Here is a 15,810-nt window from a genome sequence, read left to right as displayed (position 1 = left end):
GCTTATCTACTTTCCGTACCCCACTTTAGCACTCCTGAAGGGCCATGCCCGGTCGCGGGGGTAAATGACCGATGGACCAGGCCCTCATGGGCGGGTCGTCCGATGATGGTAATATGACAGCACGCTGTGCCGTATTTCATCGGCGACCAACCCAGTGGGCTAGTCTATGAAAAATCTCGATCTGCTTCCGCGTTGGTTCATCGAGCGGGCGGGTTCCCGCCTGTCCGTGCTGTATGGTCCGCAACGGTCGCCTGAAGTGTTCGGTCGTCTGGTCCCCTTGTTGGTTGAGCAGGGCATTGCGTCCAAGCATGAAGAAAAGCCGAAGTGGTCGGAGCGAGATGCGATTCTGATTTGCTACGGCGACAGTATTCGATCACCCGATGAGACGCCGCTGCATACTTTGCACGAATTTGTTCGGAAAAACTTGAGCGATGTGATCAATTGCGTGCATATCCTGCCGTTTTTTCCATACAGCTCCGATGACGGCTTCGCTGTGGTGGATTACCAGGCAGTGAATTCGGAGTTGGGGGATTGGGACGATATTGAGAATTTGTCCCAGGATTTCGGGCTGATGATGGATCTGGTCATCAACCACGTCTCCCGTGAGCATCCTTGGTTCGTGGATTACCTTCGCGACGAGTTGCCGGGACGGGATTTTTTCATTGAACTGCCGCCGGACACCGATGTGTCGATGGTGGTTCGTCCCCGTAATCATCCTTTGCTGACACCCGTGCACACGCGTCATGGCGTGAAATACTTGTGGGCCACATTCAGCGAAGATCAGATCGACCTCAATTTTTCCAATCCCGATGTGTTGCTGGCTTTTGTCGAAATCCTGCTGATGTATGTTCGGATGGGCGCCCGTTTTATTCGCCTGGATGCCGTGGCCTTTTTATGGAAAACGGTGGGCACTCGATGCATTCATCTGCGAGAAACCCATGAAGTGGTCAAACTGCTGCGCGATATTCTGGAAGTCACCGCACCGCATGTGGTGCTGTTGACCGAAACTAATGTGCCGAACGGCGAGAATCTCAGCTATTTCGGTCACAGCGATGAAGCGCACATGGTTTATCAGTTTACGCTGCCACCGTTGTTGCTCCACGCCATGCACAATGGGACCTCCCAGTACCTGACGGACTGGTCGGCGGACATGCCACGTCCGCCGAAAGGGTGTACCTATATGAACTTTGTGGCATCCCATGACGGGATCGGTTTGCGTCCCACCGAAGGTCTGTTGCCGCCAGAAGATCTAAAAGAGCTGGTGGCTTCGATGCACCGTTACGGCGGTTTCGTGACCATGCGCAGTAACGGAGATGGCACTGAAAGCCCCTACGAAATCAACATCTCTCTGTTTGATGCCTTATCCGGCACCCGTCATGGACGCGACGCCTGGCAAGTTCAGCGATTCGTCTGCTGTCAGACCATCATGTTTGCGCTTCAAGGCATTCCCGCGCTCTACATTCACAGCCTGACCGCGACCCCCAACGACCGTGATCTGGTGGACAAAACCGGTCGCACCCGCTCCATCAATCGGCATAAATGGGAAAGTGAGACCCTCAATGCGCTGCTCGCCAATGGCATGACACCCAATGCCCAGGTCTTCGATGAGCTGCGCCGCTTGTTATCCATACGGCGAAAACAGGCGGCATTTCATCCTGATTCCCGCCAAGAGACCCTTCGTATGGGCCATGGATTATTCGGCGTCATACGGGAGTCTGTAGACGGCCGACATGCACTCTACGCCATCAGCAACGTGACCGATCAAGTGCAGAGTTTTTCCTTGACGGATCATCGGAAGGCCGATCGATCCCGCGCCTGGTATGAATTGATCCGGGGGGCGCCCATCGATATCTCGGCGAGTTGCACGCTCCAGCCCTACCAGACGGTTTGGATCTCCGGGTGAACCGCGGCTTCTTGGCGTATGGCCCTGTTTATGTTTAACCATGGACTACGCCGAACTCCACTGCATTTCCAACTTCACCTTCTTGCGGGGCGCGTCGCACCCTGAAGAGCTGATCGCGCGTGCCGCCGAGTTGGGCTATCGCGCCTTGGCCATCACCGATGAGTGTTCCCTGGCGGGCGTCGTGCGGGCCCATGTGGCGGCCAAAGATCATCCCATTCGGTTGCTGGTCGGCAGCGAGTTCCGTCTCATCGACGGTATTCGTCTCGTGCTGTTGGCTAGCTGTGTCGATGGCTATCACCAACTGTCCCGGCTCATCAGCCACGCACGCCGGCAAGCGGAAAAGGGTACTTATCGACTGGACCGGACCGATCTCCCAGGACGGGTTGATGATTGCCTGGCGCTCTGGATAGCGGGCGATATGCCCTCGGCAAGCACGGCCCAATGGTTTGCACAAACCTTTCCTGGGCGCGGCTGGTTGGCCGTGGAGTTGCATCAGGCAGGGGACGATTTGACCGTGCTGGCCCGCGCTCGGCGGCTGGCCGAATTCCACGAGCTCCCCCTGGTGGCGGGGGGTGGGGTAAATATGCATGATGCCGACCGGCGGGCGTTGCAGGATACACTGACCGCCATCCGGCTGAATCGTCCGGTGGGCGAGTTGGGCGCGGCTTTGGACCCCAATGCCGAGCGGCATCTGCGAGCGAAGGACAGGCTGGCCGAATTGTATCCGCAGGGGATGCTCGCGGAGACCGTTCGTATCGCCGAGCGTTGCCAGTTCTCCCTCGACGAATTGCGATACAGCTACCCACGCGAGATTGCTCCGGAGGGACTAACACCCACCGCTTATCTCCGGAAATTGGTGCGCGCCGGTCAACGGACGCATTGGCCCGATGGCACACCGGCCGAGGTCAGCGTTCAGCTCGAGCAAGAGCTGGGCCTGATTGGCGAGCTGGGCTACGAGCCGTATTTTTTGACCGTTTACGATCTGGTTCGTTTCGCCCGGCAGCAGGGGATTCTCTGCCAGGGGCGCGGATCGGCTGCGAACTCCGCGGTTTGTTACTGCCTGGGTATCACGGCCGTCGATCCGGCCCGATCCAATCTTCTGTTCGAACGATTCATGTCGCGCGAGCGAAACGAGCCGCCCGATATCGACGTGGATTTTGAGCACGACCGCCGTGAAGAGGTGATTCAGTACATCTATGCCAAATATGGGCGCCAGCGCGCCGCGTTGGCGGCGACGGTGATCACCTATCGGCCTCGAAGTGCGTTGCGGGATGTGGGCAAGGCGCTGGGGCTGGCGCCCGCTCAGTTGGATGCCCTGGCCAAGGCCATGCAGTGGTGGGACGGTCGGCAGGTTTCCCCGGAGCGCATTCGCGAGGCGGGCTTTGATCCCGACAGCCGCATCATGCGACAGCTCATGGGATTGGTGAATACCCTGATCGGTTTTCCTCGCCATTTGTCGCAGCACGTGGGCGGCTTTGTGATCTCGGATGATCGGCTCGATTCTCTGGTGCCGATCGAAAACGCCGCCATGACGGACCGAACGGTGATTCAGTGGGACAAAGACGATCTGGATGCCTTGGGCATTCTGAAAATCGATGTGCTCGCGTTGGGTATGCTGAGCGTCATTCGGCGTTGCTTCGAGCTACTGGACTCGACATATGGTCGCCAGCTGACCTTGCACACGTTGCCGCCGGAAGATCCGGCGGTTTACCGCATGTTGCAGCGCGGCGATTCGGTGGGGGTTTTTCAAGTGGAATCGCGGGCCCAGATGGCCATGTTGCCGCGCTTAAAACCCAAATGTTTCTACGACTTGGTCATTGAGGTCGCCATCGTCAGACCCGGTCCCATCCAGGGCGGCATGGTGCATCCTTATCTCGCCCGCCGAGCCGGCGAGGCGGAGATTCCCCACTATCCCGATCCGCGTGTCGAGCGTGTACTGGGCCGCACCTTGGGCGTGCCCATATTTCAGGAGCAGGTCATGCAGCTTGCCGTGGTGGCGGCGGGTTTCACTCCTGGCGAGGCCGACCAACTGAGGCGGTCCATGGCGGCGTGGCACCGTAAGGGCGGCTTGGAGCCATTTCGCGACAAACTGATTCGGGGTATGACCGACCGCGGTTACGAGGCGAGCTTTGCGGAACAGATTTACAATCAGATCAAAGGTTTCGGGGAGTATGGTTTTCCCGAGTCTCATTCCGCCAGCTTTGCTTTGCTGGTCTATGCCTCGGCGTGGTTGAAACACTACTATCCGGCGGCCTTTTGTGCGGCATTACTCAACAGTCAGCCCATGGGGTTTTATGCGCCGGCCCAGTTGGTGCAAGATGCCCGGCGCCATGGTGTGGCGGTCAGGCCGGTGGATGTATTGAACAGCGACTGGGAGACCACCTTGGAGAGTGCGCAAGAGTCTTCAGAGGTGGCGATGCGGCTGGGTTTTTCGCAGGTTAACGGGTTATCCAAAACCGGTGCGAAAAAACTCCTTGCGGCCCGTGACCAGGATGCGTTCACCCGCGTTTCCGAATTGGTCCACCGGGCGGGTTTGAATCGCCGCGATCTGGAGGCCCTGGCGGCGGCAGACGCCTTAAGCAGTTTGGCAGGCGATCGCCATCAAGCCCGTTGGCAGGCCACGGGGGTTGTACCGGAAACACCTTTACTCACCGATCAGACCGAGTTCGCCGATACGGCGGTCGATTTGCCGGTGCCGACGACGCGCGATGAGGTCTATGCCGACTACGCCTCGGTCGGTCTCACGTTGCGGGAACACCCCATCGGCTTGTTGAGGCCCCGTCTGGCCCGTCGGCGAGTGACGACGGCGGTGGACCTCAGGCAGCTTTCGTCGGACCGCTTTGTCCGTGTGGCCGGCCTGGTGATCAATCGGCAGCGGCCGGGTAGCGCCAGCGGGGTCGTTTTTATGACGCTGGAAGACGAAACCGGTCAGGTGAATCTGGTTGTCTATCCATCGGTCATGGAACGCCAGCGCGCCATTGCCTTGCGGGCTGGCTTATTGCTGGTCAAAGGCAATGTCCAGCGCGAAGGCGAGGTGATTCATGTGATTGCCGGTGAGCTTGAAGATCTCACACCCTGGTTGGGTGAGTTCACGGTGACCTCACGCGATTTTCATTGAATCTCTGCATCGACGGCCGAACGTTCAAGTCGGAGGCGAGCTTTAGCGGTGCGCGTCAACGGGGTAACGAAAAGGCTTAGTCGGGCTGATGATGCGCCAGCGTTTTGGCGAAATGATAGCCGGTCGCCGGCATCGCTTCCCGCTCGTAGAAGCGGTGAGCGTCTACGCGTTGAAGACCCGAATCCAAGTGCATCTGCTCACAACCGGCGTCCAGGCCGAATTGAGCCAGCCAATTGAGTAAGGATCGACCGTGTCCCTGAGACCGGTTATGACTGCGGGTGACCAGGTCGTCCACATAGAGAAAGCGGCCCCATGCCAGGTTTTCGCCGATGCGAAAACCGGCGACGGCGACCGGATCGCCTTGCAGACCCACAAAGGCCAGGTGATAGCCGGACGTTTGCTGACGACGTACGCGTACCAGGAATTCGTCCCGGGTGATGGCTGGTCGCAGTTCGTGCATGACGGGATGGCATGCCAGAATGTCGACGTCGGATTCGGCCAAGGCAATGGTGGTGATCATCCTTATGGGTTCCGTTGGTCGTGGATTGAGGGTTGACCGAGTCTAAAGAGCGCCGTAATTTAGGCACTTCTGGATTACGCAAATTAGGCATGGCTCCACCACGGATACACGGCGAGCGTAACCCGATTCATTATCCACATTGAAGCAGACAATGAATGTTTCCGGTAAGTGCCTGTTCTCACTTGTTTGTGGCCGGTAGGGCCGGGACAGGTACCCAGTGATGTGGGACGCGATTGATTCGGCAAGGGCACTGAATGCATCGTTTCATCGCGCGTTTGATTGATTTGCGGGTGATGGTCGTTGATAAAAGCGTCCGGCAACGAGGGCTTTTTGGCCATCTTTTCCATTTTATCCTACGGCACAGATTCGAGCCGAAACTGCCCGTTCCATACTCCGAGGTTTGAGATCCATGAGCACGGTACTTCGGTTACAGGACATCAAGCGCGCCTGTGGTAACTGCAGCCTTCGTGAACTTTGCCTTCCCTACGGTATCAATCAAGAAGAGATGGCTCGACTGGAAGATATTGTCGAGCGAAAACGACCGTTTTCCAGAGGGCATACCTTGTTTCATCAGGGGGAATCTCTGAAAGCGATTTACGCCATTCGGACCGGTTCGGTTAAAAGCCACACCGTCGGACCCGACGGCGCGGAACAGATCACGGGGTTTCATTTTCCCGGCGAACTGGTTGGCCTGGATGCCATTGCCGATGAGGTTCACGATTGCACGGTCACTGCGCTGGAAGCCACCAGCGTTTGTGAGTTGCCGTTTGATCGGCTCGATGAGCTGTGTGATGAGATTCCGGGTTTGCGGCGTCAGTTGATGCGGTTGCTCTCTCGGGAGATCATTCAAGACCAGCAATTGCTGCTTTTGTTGGGCAAGAAAAGCGCTGAAGAGCGACTCGCCTCGCTGTTGTTGAGTCTTTCCGGTCGCTTCCAACTTCGGGGCCTGTCCGCCACTGAATTCAACCTCAGCATGTCCCGAGGCGATATCGCCAATTATCTGGGCCTGGCGGTGGAAACCGTGAGTCGAATGTTCGCCCGCTTTCAGGCGGATGGCCTGATCCACATCGAAGGGCGCAGCGTTAACGTATTGGATATGCATCGCTTGAAAGGCTTGGCCGATATCGAAACGGATCGAGACGCTTGCCAACGGGCTTGATGGCATCTCGGGTAGAGCATGATGCCTACCGTGTCCTTCTGACATCGTTGCGATGGGGACGGCCAGCGTCCAGATTCCACCGGCCATCACCGCCATCCCAGCGATTCGTCTGAGCATCACCTGCTTGGCCAAGCGCCGCAGCTGCGCTGCCATGGCGCCCATCAGAACCATGGCCGGCAGTGTGCCGAGCCCGAACGCCGCCATGATGGCAGCGCCCGATAACGCGTCTCCCGATACCGCGGCAGTGACCAACAAGGTGTAAACCAGCCCACAGGGCAGCCAACCCCAGAGCATTCCCAACAGAAAGCCGGAACCGATATCCCGCCGAGGTAACAGCCGTCTTGTCTGTGGGGCGATGACTCGCCACAATCCGGCGCCTGCCACTTCGATCCGGCGTGGACCGCTCCAGTTGAAGGCAATATGGGCGCCGATGACCAATAACATGCACCCCAAGGCGATGCGCAACCAGCCCGTCCAGGCCGGAATATTCAACGTGTGTCCGAACCAACCCCCGAGACCACCAACCAGGGCGCCGATCAGCGTGTAGCTTCCGATGCGCCCCAGATTGAAGACCAATACGCGGGTTACTCGCATCAAGTCGCCGGAGGAGTGGTTTTGACCGCTGGCGCCCACGCTCACGGCAATGCCACCGCACATGCCTACGCAGTGGGCGCTGCCCAGCAGTCCTGCGGCGAGCGCGGCGAAAACCCCGGTCGTGACGGCTGTCATGGTTTCCGGTCGTCGGCCGTGCGATTTTCGCTATTCGAGTCCTCATCTGGCGTGGACTCGTCATCGAGCAAAATGCGATAAGCCGGGCTGTCGAGATCGTCAAACTGGCCGCTACGAACCGCCCAGAAAAATGCCGCAATCGCCACCAGCACCAGCACGGCACTCAAGGGGATCAGCACGAAGATAATGTTCATCCGGGGATCTGACCGGCAATTTCGGGCGTCATCCCTGATACCGCTTTGGGTGCGATGCTGGCCGACGAGCGGCCCAGACGCTGGGCGTTACCGACCACGACCAAAGAGCTGATAGACATCCCGAGTGCAGCCATCCAGGGGGCGAGAAGGCCCGCCGCGGCCAACGGCAATGCAACGAGGTTGTAGGCCAGGGCCCACATCAGATTTTGGGCAATTGTCCGCCTCAAACCGCGAGCGATCACGATCGTGTCGGTCAGGGTGGAGAGCTGATTGCGAAGTAAAACCAGGTCGGCTTGTTTTTGCGTCAATGCGCTGCCGCTGCCCATGGCCACCGAGGCATCAGCACCGGAGAGAAACGGGGCGTCGTTAACGCCGTCACCCACGGTAATGACACGATGTCCATTCGCTTGCAATTGACGCAGCCGGTTCAGCTTCTCGTCCGGGGACAGGCCGCCGGCGTAGCGCTCGATGCCCAGTTTATCCGCCACCGCGGCGACCGTCGCGGTGCGATCGCCGCTGGCGATCTCGATTTCCAACCCGAGCGCTCTTAAGACATGGATCGTCTCGAAGGCTTCCGGTCGGATTGGATCACCCAATTGAAACCAAGCGCCATTGCCCGTTCGATCCATCAGAACAATCCAAGCCTGGTCGGCATCACACGGTGGCGAGAGCGGCTCTCCGTTGCGCAATTCGGCAACGAAATCGGGCGTTCCGATTCGCCATCGCTTGTCTTCGATTTCCCCCTCGATCCCGCGGGAGGGATGGGCGCGAAGCTTCTCAACCGTCGGTCGGATTTCAATCTCGGCGAAGGCGCGCGCGACGGGATGTTCGTTACCGGATTCCAAAGCCGCAGCGATTGCCAGCGCGTGCTGTTCGGTGAGTCCACCCAAGGGCATGACGCGGCGGATCCGTATTTGGCCTTCGGTCAGCGTGCCTGTTTTATCCATGACAATGCGGTCTGCTTTGGCGAGGATTTCCAGCGTTTCCGTTCGCAAGGTGAGAACGCCCTGGGAAAGTAGTCGGGCCGTTCCCGCGACCAACGCTGCTGGCGTGGCGAGTGATAGGGCGCATGGGCAGGTGACGACCAGCACGGCCAGGACGACTTCGAATGTCCGTTCCGGGGCGAATTGCCACCACCCCAAACCCACCAGCCCCGCTGCAATCAGCACGCCGGTGACGAAGTACGTTGCGATACGGTCGGCCATGACCGCGATCTGGGGTCGTTCGGCCTGGGCACGTTGCAGCAATCTGACGATGTGGGAAACCGTGGTTTCGGCGCCAATCCTAGCCACCTTGAGGTGGAGCGTCTCACCGGCGTTCAAGCTGCCCGCCAACAGGGCATCGCCGATGGATTTTCGTTGCGGTGAGGATTCGCCGGTGAGAATCGACTCGTCTACATAGGCGGTCTCGTCCAGTACCGTTCCGTCGGCCGGTATGGGTGCGCCGCGGGGGACGATCACGGTATCACCGACAGTCAACTCGCTACAGAGGACACTCTGCGGTCGATTTTTCTCCAAGCGCAGACACGTGGACGGCAATAGCGTGACCAAACTGTGGGTGGTGAAGCGGGCACGGTGGCGCGCGGCCATCTCCAAATAGCGCGCCACGGTGAGGAAGAAAATGAACATCGTGACCGATTCGAAATAGACTTCCCCGCCGCCGATCAGTGTGGACCACACGCTGGCTCCATATGCGGTGGCGATCGCCAGGGTAACAGGGACGTCCATACCCGGCCTGCGGGCTTTCAAGCCGCGCCAGGCGCTGCGAAAAAACGGTGCGCCTGCGAAGAACACGACGGGCGTGGCAAACAGCAGGCTCACCAACCGAAGAAACTGCTCGTGCTCTGCCGCAATTCCCTGATAAGCGCCGGCGTATAGGCCGGTGGCGTACATCATCACTTGCATCATGCCCAGACCCGCCACGGCAAGTCGTGTGAGGGCCGCGCGGCGTTCACGGATGATCAGGCTGTCGGCGGCATCGGCTTGCTCCGGTTGGGGGCGATACCCCAGAGCGGCGATGCGTCGCAACACCTGACTCAATGCGACGGTGCCATTGTCCCAGCGGACGAGGGCCCGTCCGGAGGCCGGATTGACCTGACAGCTGACGATTCCCGGTTGTTTGTTGAGCGCGTTCTCGATCAGCCAGCCGCAGGCGGCACAGCGTAAGCCTTCGATCAGAAGACAGGCTTCTTTTTGATTCCCGCCCAGGTCGGTGACGAAATCACGGCGTGCCTCATCCCGGTCGAATGCACTCCAATCGCAATCGGTTTGGTTGGTATCGGGTACTTCGGCGAAGCCTTCGCGGTAACGGTAGTAGTTATCGAGTCCGGCATCCGCAATGAGCCGGGCTACGGCTTGGCAACCGGCGCAGCACACCGGTTGATCGGCGCCAGATACGGTAATCGTCAACTGCGACCCTTTCGGGATCGGCTCGCCACAGTGAAAGCAGGGTTGGCTTGCCGCCATCTAAGGATTACCGGCGGTCAGCGAGAGCTGATTCGCTTCCGCCTGCAGTTCTCCGTCCAGGCGCCATTGCCCATCGGGAACACCGAGGCGAACGTACCAACGTCCCGCCAAGTCTTGGCCGGTGCTGGCGGTATAGATCCCACGCGAGTCGCGATCAAGCAGCAAATCGATGTCTCGCTCGGCCAGTGTCGGATGACTGAAATAGACGCGCAGTTGGTCGGGTGGCGGTGCCTCGCCGGTGATGCGTGCACTGATGTGGCCATCGGATCGATTCAGAACAAGTTGGGCGTTGATACCCCGTTCTCGAGCTGATTGTTCCTGCGCTAGATTGCGCTCCACCGCCAACCCGACTTTTGCGTAGCGGTCCATCACCAGAGCATCGGGGTCCTTTGCGGCGATATAGACGGTTGTCAGACCGGCGACCACGGCGATGGCCGGGGGCGTCATGATGAACCATGGCCAGAACTGTCGATACCACGGTTGGATGTCTTCATTGGATTTCTGCTGTATGGACATGAGGCTTAGTTTACCGGCGCAATGAATCGGGTGGTTTCGTTGATCGCGGTGTTCTCGGCATCGATGCTTTCCAACGTTAGCACGATATTCGCCGGACCTTCGACGGTTCCCGGCGGCACACGGACCCGTGCCGGTACCGGTTCGACGGCTCCTGCCCGGATCGTGATGATCGGCGGATCGGTCTCCGCCAAGATGCCTTCGATGCCTGAAGCGCTCAGCTGGTAGGTGTGGTCCGCATCGGTTCGGTTATTCACTTTGAGCAAATAGCCGTTCTCGATCCAGCCGGCATCCACGACCCGATACAAGGTGTTGCGATCACGAATCACGTCCATGGACACGGTCGGCCGGTTGAGGATGGAGTAAGTGGTTGCTCCCAATCCCAGTGCGAGAATCAACCCGTATAGTACGGTGCGTGGACGAATGATCCGCGTCGGTTTGCCGTCGACGGCGTTTTCCGTGGTGTAGCGTACCAGCCCCCTGGGATATCCCATCCGGTCCATCACTTGGTCGCAAACATCGATGCAGGACGCGCAGCCAATACACTCGTACTGCAAGCCGTCACGGATATCGATGCCGGTGGGGCAGACCTGAACACACAAGGTACAGTCGATACAGTCGCCCAAGCCTTGCGATTGGGGATCCGATCCACGCCGCCGGCTGCCGCGCGGCTCACCGCGATCCTGGTCGTAGGAGATCACCAACGTGTCACGGTCGAACATCGCGCTTTGGAACCGCGCGTATGGGCACATATACATACAGACCTGCTCGCGCATGAAGCCTGCATTTCCGTAGGTGGCAAAGCCGTAAAAAATCACCCAGAACGTTTCCCACGGACCCATGTTGAGCATCAGCAGCTTGTGCCACAGCTCTGTCACTGGGGTGAAGTACCCCACGAACGTGAAGCCGGTCCACAGGGAAAAGGTAATCCAGAGGAATTGCTTGCTGGTTTTACGAACAATCTTCTCGCGGGTCCACGGCCCTTTATCCAGTTTGATACGCTTGGCGCGAGGTCCTTCGGTCCAGCGTTCCATCCAAAGAAAAATTTCCGTCCACATGGTTTGCGGACAGGTATAACCGCACCATAGACGACCCGCCAGTGAGGTGAAAAACAATAGGGCCACGGCCGCCAGTACCAGCAGCGCTGCGAGATAGAAGAAGTCCTGCGGATAGAACGTAAACCAGAAAATATGAAATCGCCGGGCGGGCAGATCGAATAACATCGCCTGGCGGTCGCCCCACGGAATCCAGCAAAGGGTATAGAACGCGCCAAGCACCACAATCACCGCGAGCTTGCGCAGATTCTGAAACAGTCCGCTGACTTCGCGGGGGTAGATTTTCTCCCGAGCGGCATACATCGATTGTCCGCTGTCGGAAGATTCAGTCGCCTTTGTCTTCAACGGGGTGACTTTCATGACTGCCCTCGCTCCGAACTTCGCGATGTCCGGTTGTTAGAGCCGCGTTGAACCAATACCAGCGTGAGAAAACTCGAAAGGGTGGTGACTGCCCAGAACATGAAAAATCCCAGGGTGTAGCCGAGCTCTTGGCTGATCTCCCACTCCGGAAAGGTAGCCAGGCGCAAAGTCTCGGGATCGACGTTGGCGAAAAATACCGCTGTTGCGATCACCGAAGTCATAAAGGCTGGCCACAAAACGGCTGCCAGGGCCCGAGCGATCGGGCCCATTTCGATGCTGTTACTTTCCGGGTTTCTCACAGCGTACTATTCCGTGCCGGCAGCGGTTGCGCCGCCCGATAGCTTATAAACATAAGCGGCCAACAGATGGCTCCGGTCCTCGCCTAACAGGTCCTTATGGGCGGGCATGATGCCGTTTCGGCCGCTGTTGATGGTTTCAATGATGGCAGCCAATGAGCTTCCGTAAAGCCACGCGTCGTCCGTGAGATTCGGTGCGCCGAGCATTGGATTTCCTTTCGCTTCCGGTCCATGGCAGGCGACGCAGAACATCATGTACTTGTCTCGACCGGCCGCCACGGATTCCGGATCCGGTGCGTTGCCCGATAGTGACATGACGTAATTGGCCACTTGGCGAGTACCGTCTTCTCCCAGCCCGGCACCAAGCGCCGGCATGACTCCGCTACGTCCATTCAAAATGCTGGTTTTGATCGCGGCCGGATCACTGCCGTAGAGCCAGGCGTCGTCTGTGAGATTGGGGAAACCCGGAGCGCCGCGAGCGTCCGAACCATGACAAACCGCACAGTTGTTGGCAAACAAACGTGACGCGGTACCCATGGCATCGTCGTTCTGGGCTAGGGCCGTGATCTCCGTCGCCCCGTACTGGGCATAGAGCGGGCCATAACGATCTTCCGCCGCCGCCAACTCCCGTTCATATGCGGTGACCTGGGTCCAACCCAGCAGGCCGGAGAAATGACCGAGTCCCGGGTAAAAGACCAAATACGCTAAACCGAACACGATACTGAGGTGGAACATATAGAGCCACCAGCGCGGTAAGGGGTTGTTGTATTCGGTCAAGTCCCCATCCCACACGTGTCCGGTGGTGGACGTTTCGGCCGTTTCGCCCGGCTCGCGTTTCGAGGTCCAGCGAATCAACCACCAGCAGGCGAGAATGTTCGCTAGGGTCAGGACGATGATGAATGCACTCCAAAAACTATTCATTTTTCCGAAGCCTCTGGCGGAGTTCGTTTTTCGTATTCCGTGTCGTCATCCAGTGGTAGCCGGGCAGCGGCGTCAAAATCCTCGCGGCGCCGCTTGCTGTAAGCCCAAACCACAATGCCGATGAACAACACCATGAGTACCAAGGTCACCAAACCGATCAGGTTGCCGATGTTCACATCTACCTCCGCTTGGTCACTGCGGTGCCCAACCCTTGGAGATACGCGATCAACGCCTCCATTTCCGTTTTGCCCTCAACCGCGGCGGCGGCTCCGTTTAAGTCTGCTTCCGTGTAGGGGGCTCCCAAGGTCGCTTGCGCCTTCATTCGACGTGCGACGGATTCGCCGTCGACCGTTCGCTTCGACAGCCACGGGTAGGCCGGCATGTTGGATTCCGGGACGACATCCCGGGGATTGTTGAGATGCGTTTCATGCCACAGGTCGGAGTAGCGTCCGCCCACGCGAGCCAAGTCCGGGCCAGTACGCTTGGAACCCCATTGGAACGGTCGGTCGTAGACGAATTCGCCGGCCAGGGAGTAGTGTCCGTAGCGCTCCGTTTCCGCCCGGAAAGGACGAACCATCTGGGAATGACAGTTGTAACAACCCTCGCGGACATAAATGTCCCGCCCCGCGATCTGCAAGGCGGTGTAGGGTTTAACGCCCTCAAGCGGCTCGGTGGTGTTGGCGCTGAACATCAGCGGCACGATCTCCACCAGCCCGCCGATGCTGATCACGACGGCAATGAGAACGGCCATCAGGCCGGCGTTTTTTTCGACTATTTCGTGTTGTTTCGACATTGACGTTCTCCGGCGCGGGCTTAGGCGGCTTCAGGGTGAGGCTGAGGCACGGCGACGGGCTCGGGTTTCGAGGCGGACTGAATCGTCTTGTAGACGTTCCAAGCCATAATGAGCATGCCGGTGAGGTACAGCAGACCACCGAGGAGGCGGACCGCATAGTAGGGGTAGGTCGCTTTCAGACTCTCGATGAAGGTGTAGGTCAGGGTGCCGTCCGGGTTCACCGCGCGCCACATGAGACCTTGCATCACGCCGGCGATCCACATGGAGCCTGCATAGGCCGCGACGCCGATGGTGGCGATCCAGAAATGCCAGTCGATGAGCCGAACGCTCCACATCTCCTTCAGGCCGTAGAGCCGGGGAATCAGCACATAAAGCGAACCCATTGTGACGAAGCCAACCCAGCCCAGCGCACCGGAGTGTACGTGGCCGACGGTCCAGTCGGTGTAGTGGGAGAGGGCGTTGACGGTCTTGATGGACATCATCGGACCTTCGAAGGTCGACATCCCGTAGAACGACAACGACACGATGAGGAATTTGAGAATGGGGTCGGTTCTGAGCTTATGCCAGGCGCCGGAAAGGGTCATGATGCCGTTGATCATGCCGCCCCAGCTCGGCGCCAGCAGAATCAACGAGAACACCATACCCAGCGATTGCGCCCAATCGGGTAGCGCGGTCCAGTGGAGATGATGCGGGCCGGCCCACATGTAAATGGAAATCAAGGCCCAGAAATGCACGATGGACAGCCGATAGGAATAAACGGGGCGGTCTGCTTGTTTGGGTACGAAGTAGTACATCATCCCCAGGAAGCCGGCCGTCAGGAAAAAGCCCACCGCGTTGTGTCCGTACCACCACTGAACCATGGCGTCCACGGCGCCGGAGTACACCGGATAAGATTTGGTCAGTGAAACGGGCAGGGCGATATTGTTGACGATGTGCAGTACTGCCACCGTGAGGATGAACGCGCCGTAAAACCAGTTCGCCACGTAAATATGCTTGACGCGTCTTTTAACCAGCGTGCCGAAGAAAACGACGGCGTAGGCCACCCAAACCACGGTAATCAGCAAATCAATGGGCCATTCCAGCTCTGCATATTCTTTGCCTTCCGTGATGCCCAACGGCAGGGTGATCGCAGCCAACACGATGACGGCTTGCCAACCCCAAAAGGTGAACGCGGCCAAACGGTCTGAAAACAGCCGTGTGTGACAGGTCCGCTGGACGACATAGTAGGACGTTCCGAAAAGCGCCGAACCGCCAAAGGCGAAGATGACGGCGTTGGTGTGGAGCGGACGAAGGCGCCCATAGCTGAGCCACGGGACATCGAAGTTCAGCGCGGGCCAATACAGTTGGGCCGCGATGAGGACGCCGACGGTCATACCGACGATACCCCAGACGACCGTCATGATCGTGAACTGGCGGACGACCAGGTCATTGTACGTGTTGCTTCGTTGCATGGTGTTCCCGTTTTGTTGTTGAGTGACGCGGGCATGGAGGATGCGCTACGGGTTTCCGGCGCGTGACTATTGTCCGCGGATGCGGCCCACAGTCAGTTGATTTGGGTCAAATCAGTCACCAAAACCCGATGGGATCAACCCCTAAGAGCGGCAACGAGCGTAAAGTCTTAATAGACATAGCGTAGTAAAAGTTGACGCCTTCGGGTGGGCGGCTATTGCACGGGCCGCATGGGTGAGCTGCGATTTGTGCTAGAGCGCCGACAAACGGCGGGCACTTTAACTTGGATTGCCCGATCTGCCAACTGGGCGTGCGGTCTTGATTGGCTGGATCGA

The 15,810-nt window shown here is 58.6% G+C and carries 14 protein-coding genes; 4 read left to right on the top strand and 10 right to left on the bottom strand.

Annotation, left to right across the window (positions count from 1 at the left end; all coding sequences use genetic code 11):
- The first annotated feature begins 166 nt into the window (after positions 1-166).
- Positions 167-1,903: a sugar phosphorylase gene (locus SVU69_01590; protein MDY6941689.1), complete on the top strand. Its 1,737-nt coding sequence runs from the start codon at positions 167-169 to the stop codon at positions 1,901-1,903.
- 40 nt (positions 1,904-1,943) lie between these two features.
- Positions 1,944-5,021, top strand: coding sequence for an error-prone DNA polymerase (locus SVU69_01585; GenBank protein ID MDY6941688.1), 3,078 nt, complete (start codon positions 1,944-1,946; stop codon positions 5,019-5,021).
- A 76-nt stretch (positions 5,022-5,097) separates the two neighbouring features.
- On the opposite strand, the gene SVU69_01580 is transcribed toward SVU69_01585, so the two are convergent.
- Positions 5,098-5,541, bottom strand: coding sequence for a GNAT family N-acetyltransferase (locus SVU69_01580; GenBank protein MDY6941687.1), 444 nt, complete (start codon positions 5,539-5,541; stop codon positions 5,098-5,100).
- Between the two features lie 409 nt (positions 5,542-5,950).
- On the opposite strand from SVU69_01580, the gene fnr reads away from it, so the two are divergent.
- Both fnr and SVU69_01570 read left to right on the top strand, forming a co-directional pair.
- Positions 5,951-6,700: a fumarate/nitrate reduction transcriptional regulator Fnr gene (gene fnr, locus SVU69_01575; GenBank protein ID MDY6941686.1), complete on the top strand. Its 750-nt coding sequence runs from the start codon at positions 5,951-5,953 to the stop codon at positions 6,698-6,700.
- A 52-nt stretch (positions 6,701-6,752) separates the two neighbouring features.
- The gene (locus SVU69_01570; GenBank protein MDY6941685.1) at positions 6,753-6,962 is read left to right on the top strand and encodes a hypothetical protein; all 210 of its coding nucleotides are present in this window, start codon (positions 6,753-6,755) and stop codon (positions 6,960-6,962) included.
- Positions 6,963-7,425: 463 nt separating this feature from the next.
- Here SVU69_01570 and ccoS read toward each other — a convergent pair whose 3' ends face one another.
- From ccoS to ccoN, 9 genes are read right to left on the bottom strand one after another with little or no spacing between them, the layout of a single operon-like run.
- Positions 7,426-7,623: a cbb3-type cytochrome oxidase assembly protein CcoS gene (gene ccoS / locus SVU69_01565; protein ID MDY6941684.1), complete on the bottom strand. Its 198-nt coding sequence runs from the start codon at positions 7,621-7,623 to the stop codon at positions 7,426-7,428.
- Positions 7,620-10,088 carry a heavy metal translocating P-type ATPase gene (locus tag SVU69_01560; protein MDY6941683.1) on the bottom strand — a complete coding sequence of 823 codons (2,469 nt, stop codon included), beginning with the start codon at positions 10,086-10,088 and terminating at the stop codon, positions 7,620-7,622. Before SVU69_01560 ends, ccoS begins: the two co-directional genes overlap by 4 nt.
- A complete protein-coding gene (locus tag SVU69_01555) occupies positions 10,089-10,604 on the bottom strand; it encodes a FixH family protein (protein MDY6941682.1) in 516 nt (171 codons plus the stop codon).
- 5 nt (positions 10,605-10,609) lie between these two features.
- The gene (ccoG, locus tag SVU69_01550; GenBank protein ID MDY6941681.1) at positions 10,610-12,016 is read right to left on the bottom strand and encodes a cytochrome c oxidase accessory protein CcoG; all 1,407 of its coding nucleotides are present in this window, start codon (positions 12,014-12,016) and stop codon (positions 10,610-10,612) included.
- The gene (locus SVU69_01545) at positions 12,013-12,315 is read right to left on the bottom strand and encodes a hypothetical protein (GenBank protein ID MDY6941680.1); all 303 of its coding nucleotides are present in this window, start codon (positions 12,313-12,315) and stop codon (positions 12,013-12,015) included. The genes ccoG and SVU69_01545 overlap by 4 nt, the downstream gene beginning before the upstream one ends.
- A 6-nt stretch (positions 12,316-12,321) precedes the next feature.
- Complete coding sequence (ccoP, locus tag SVU69_01540) at positions 12,322-13,233, bottom strand: cytochrome-c oxidase, cbb3-type subunit III (GenBank protein MDY6941679.1); 912 nt, start codon at positions 13,231-13,233, stop codon at positions 12,322-12,324.
- Positions 13,230-13,409 (bottom strand): cbb3-type cytochrome c oxidase subunit 3, encoded by a 180-nt coding sequence (locus SVU69_01535; GenBank protein MDY6941678.1) that lies wholly within the window; start codon positions 13,407-13,409, stop codon positions 13,230-13,232. The genes ccoP and SVU69_01535 overlap by 4 nt, the downstream gene beginning before the upstream one ends.
- 2 nt (positions 13,410-13,411) lie before the next feature.
- Positions 13,412-14,026 (bottom strand): cytochrome-c oxidase, cbb3-type subunit II, encoded by a 615-nt coding sequence (gene ccoO, locus SVU69_01530; GenBank protein MDY6941677.1) that lies wholly within the window; start codon positions 14,024-14,026, stop codon positions 13,412-13,414.
- 20 nt (positions 14,027-14,046) lie between these two features.
- Complete coding sequence (gene ccoN / locus SVU69_01525) at positions 14,047-15,477, bottom strand: cytochrome-c oxidase, cbb3-type subunit I (GenBank protein MDY6941676.1); 1,431 nt, start codon at positions 15,475-15,477, stop codon at positions 14,047-14,049.
- Positions 15,478-15,810 lie beyond the last annotated feature (333 nt).

This window comes from Pseudomonadota bacterium (assembly GCA_034189865.1).
Lineage (GTDB): Bacteria > Pseudomonadota > Gammaproteobacteria > UBA5335 > UBA5335 > JAXHTV01.
The sequence above is the reverse complement of the archived record's forward strand: the minus strand, read 5'-3'. Positions and strand labels throughout refer to the sequence as shown.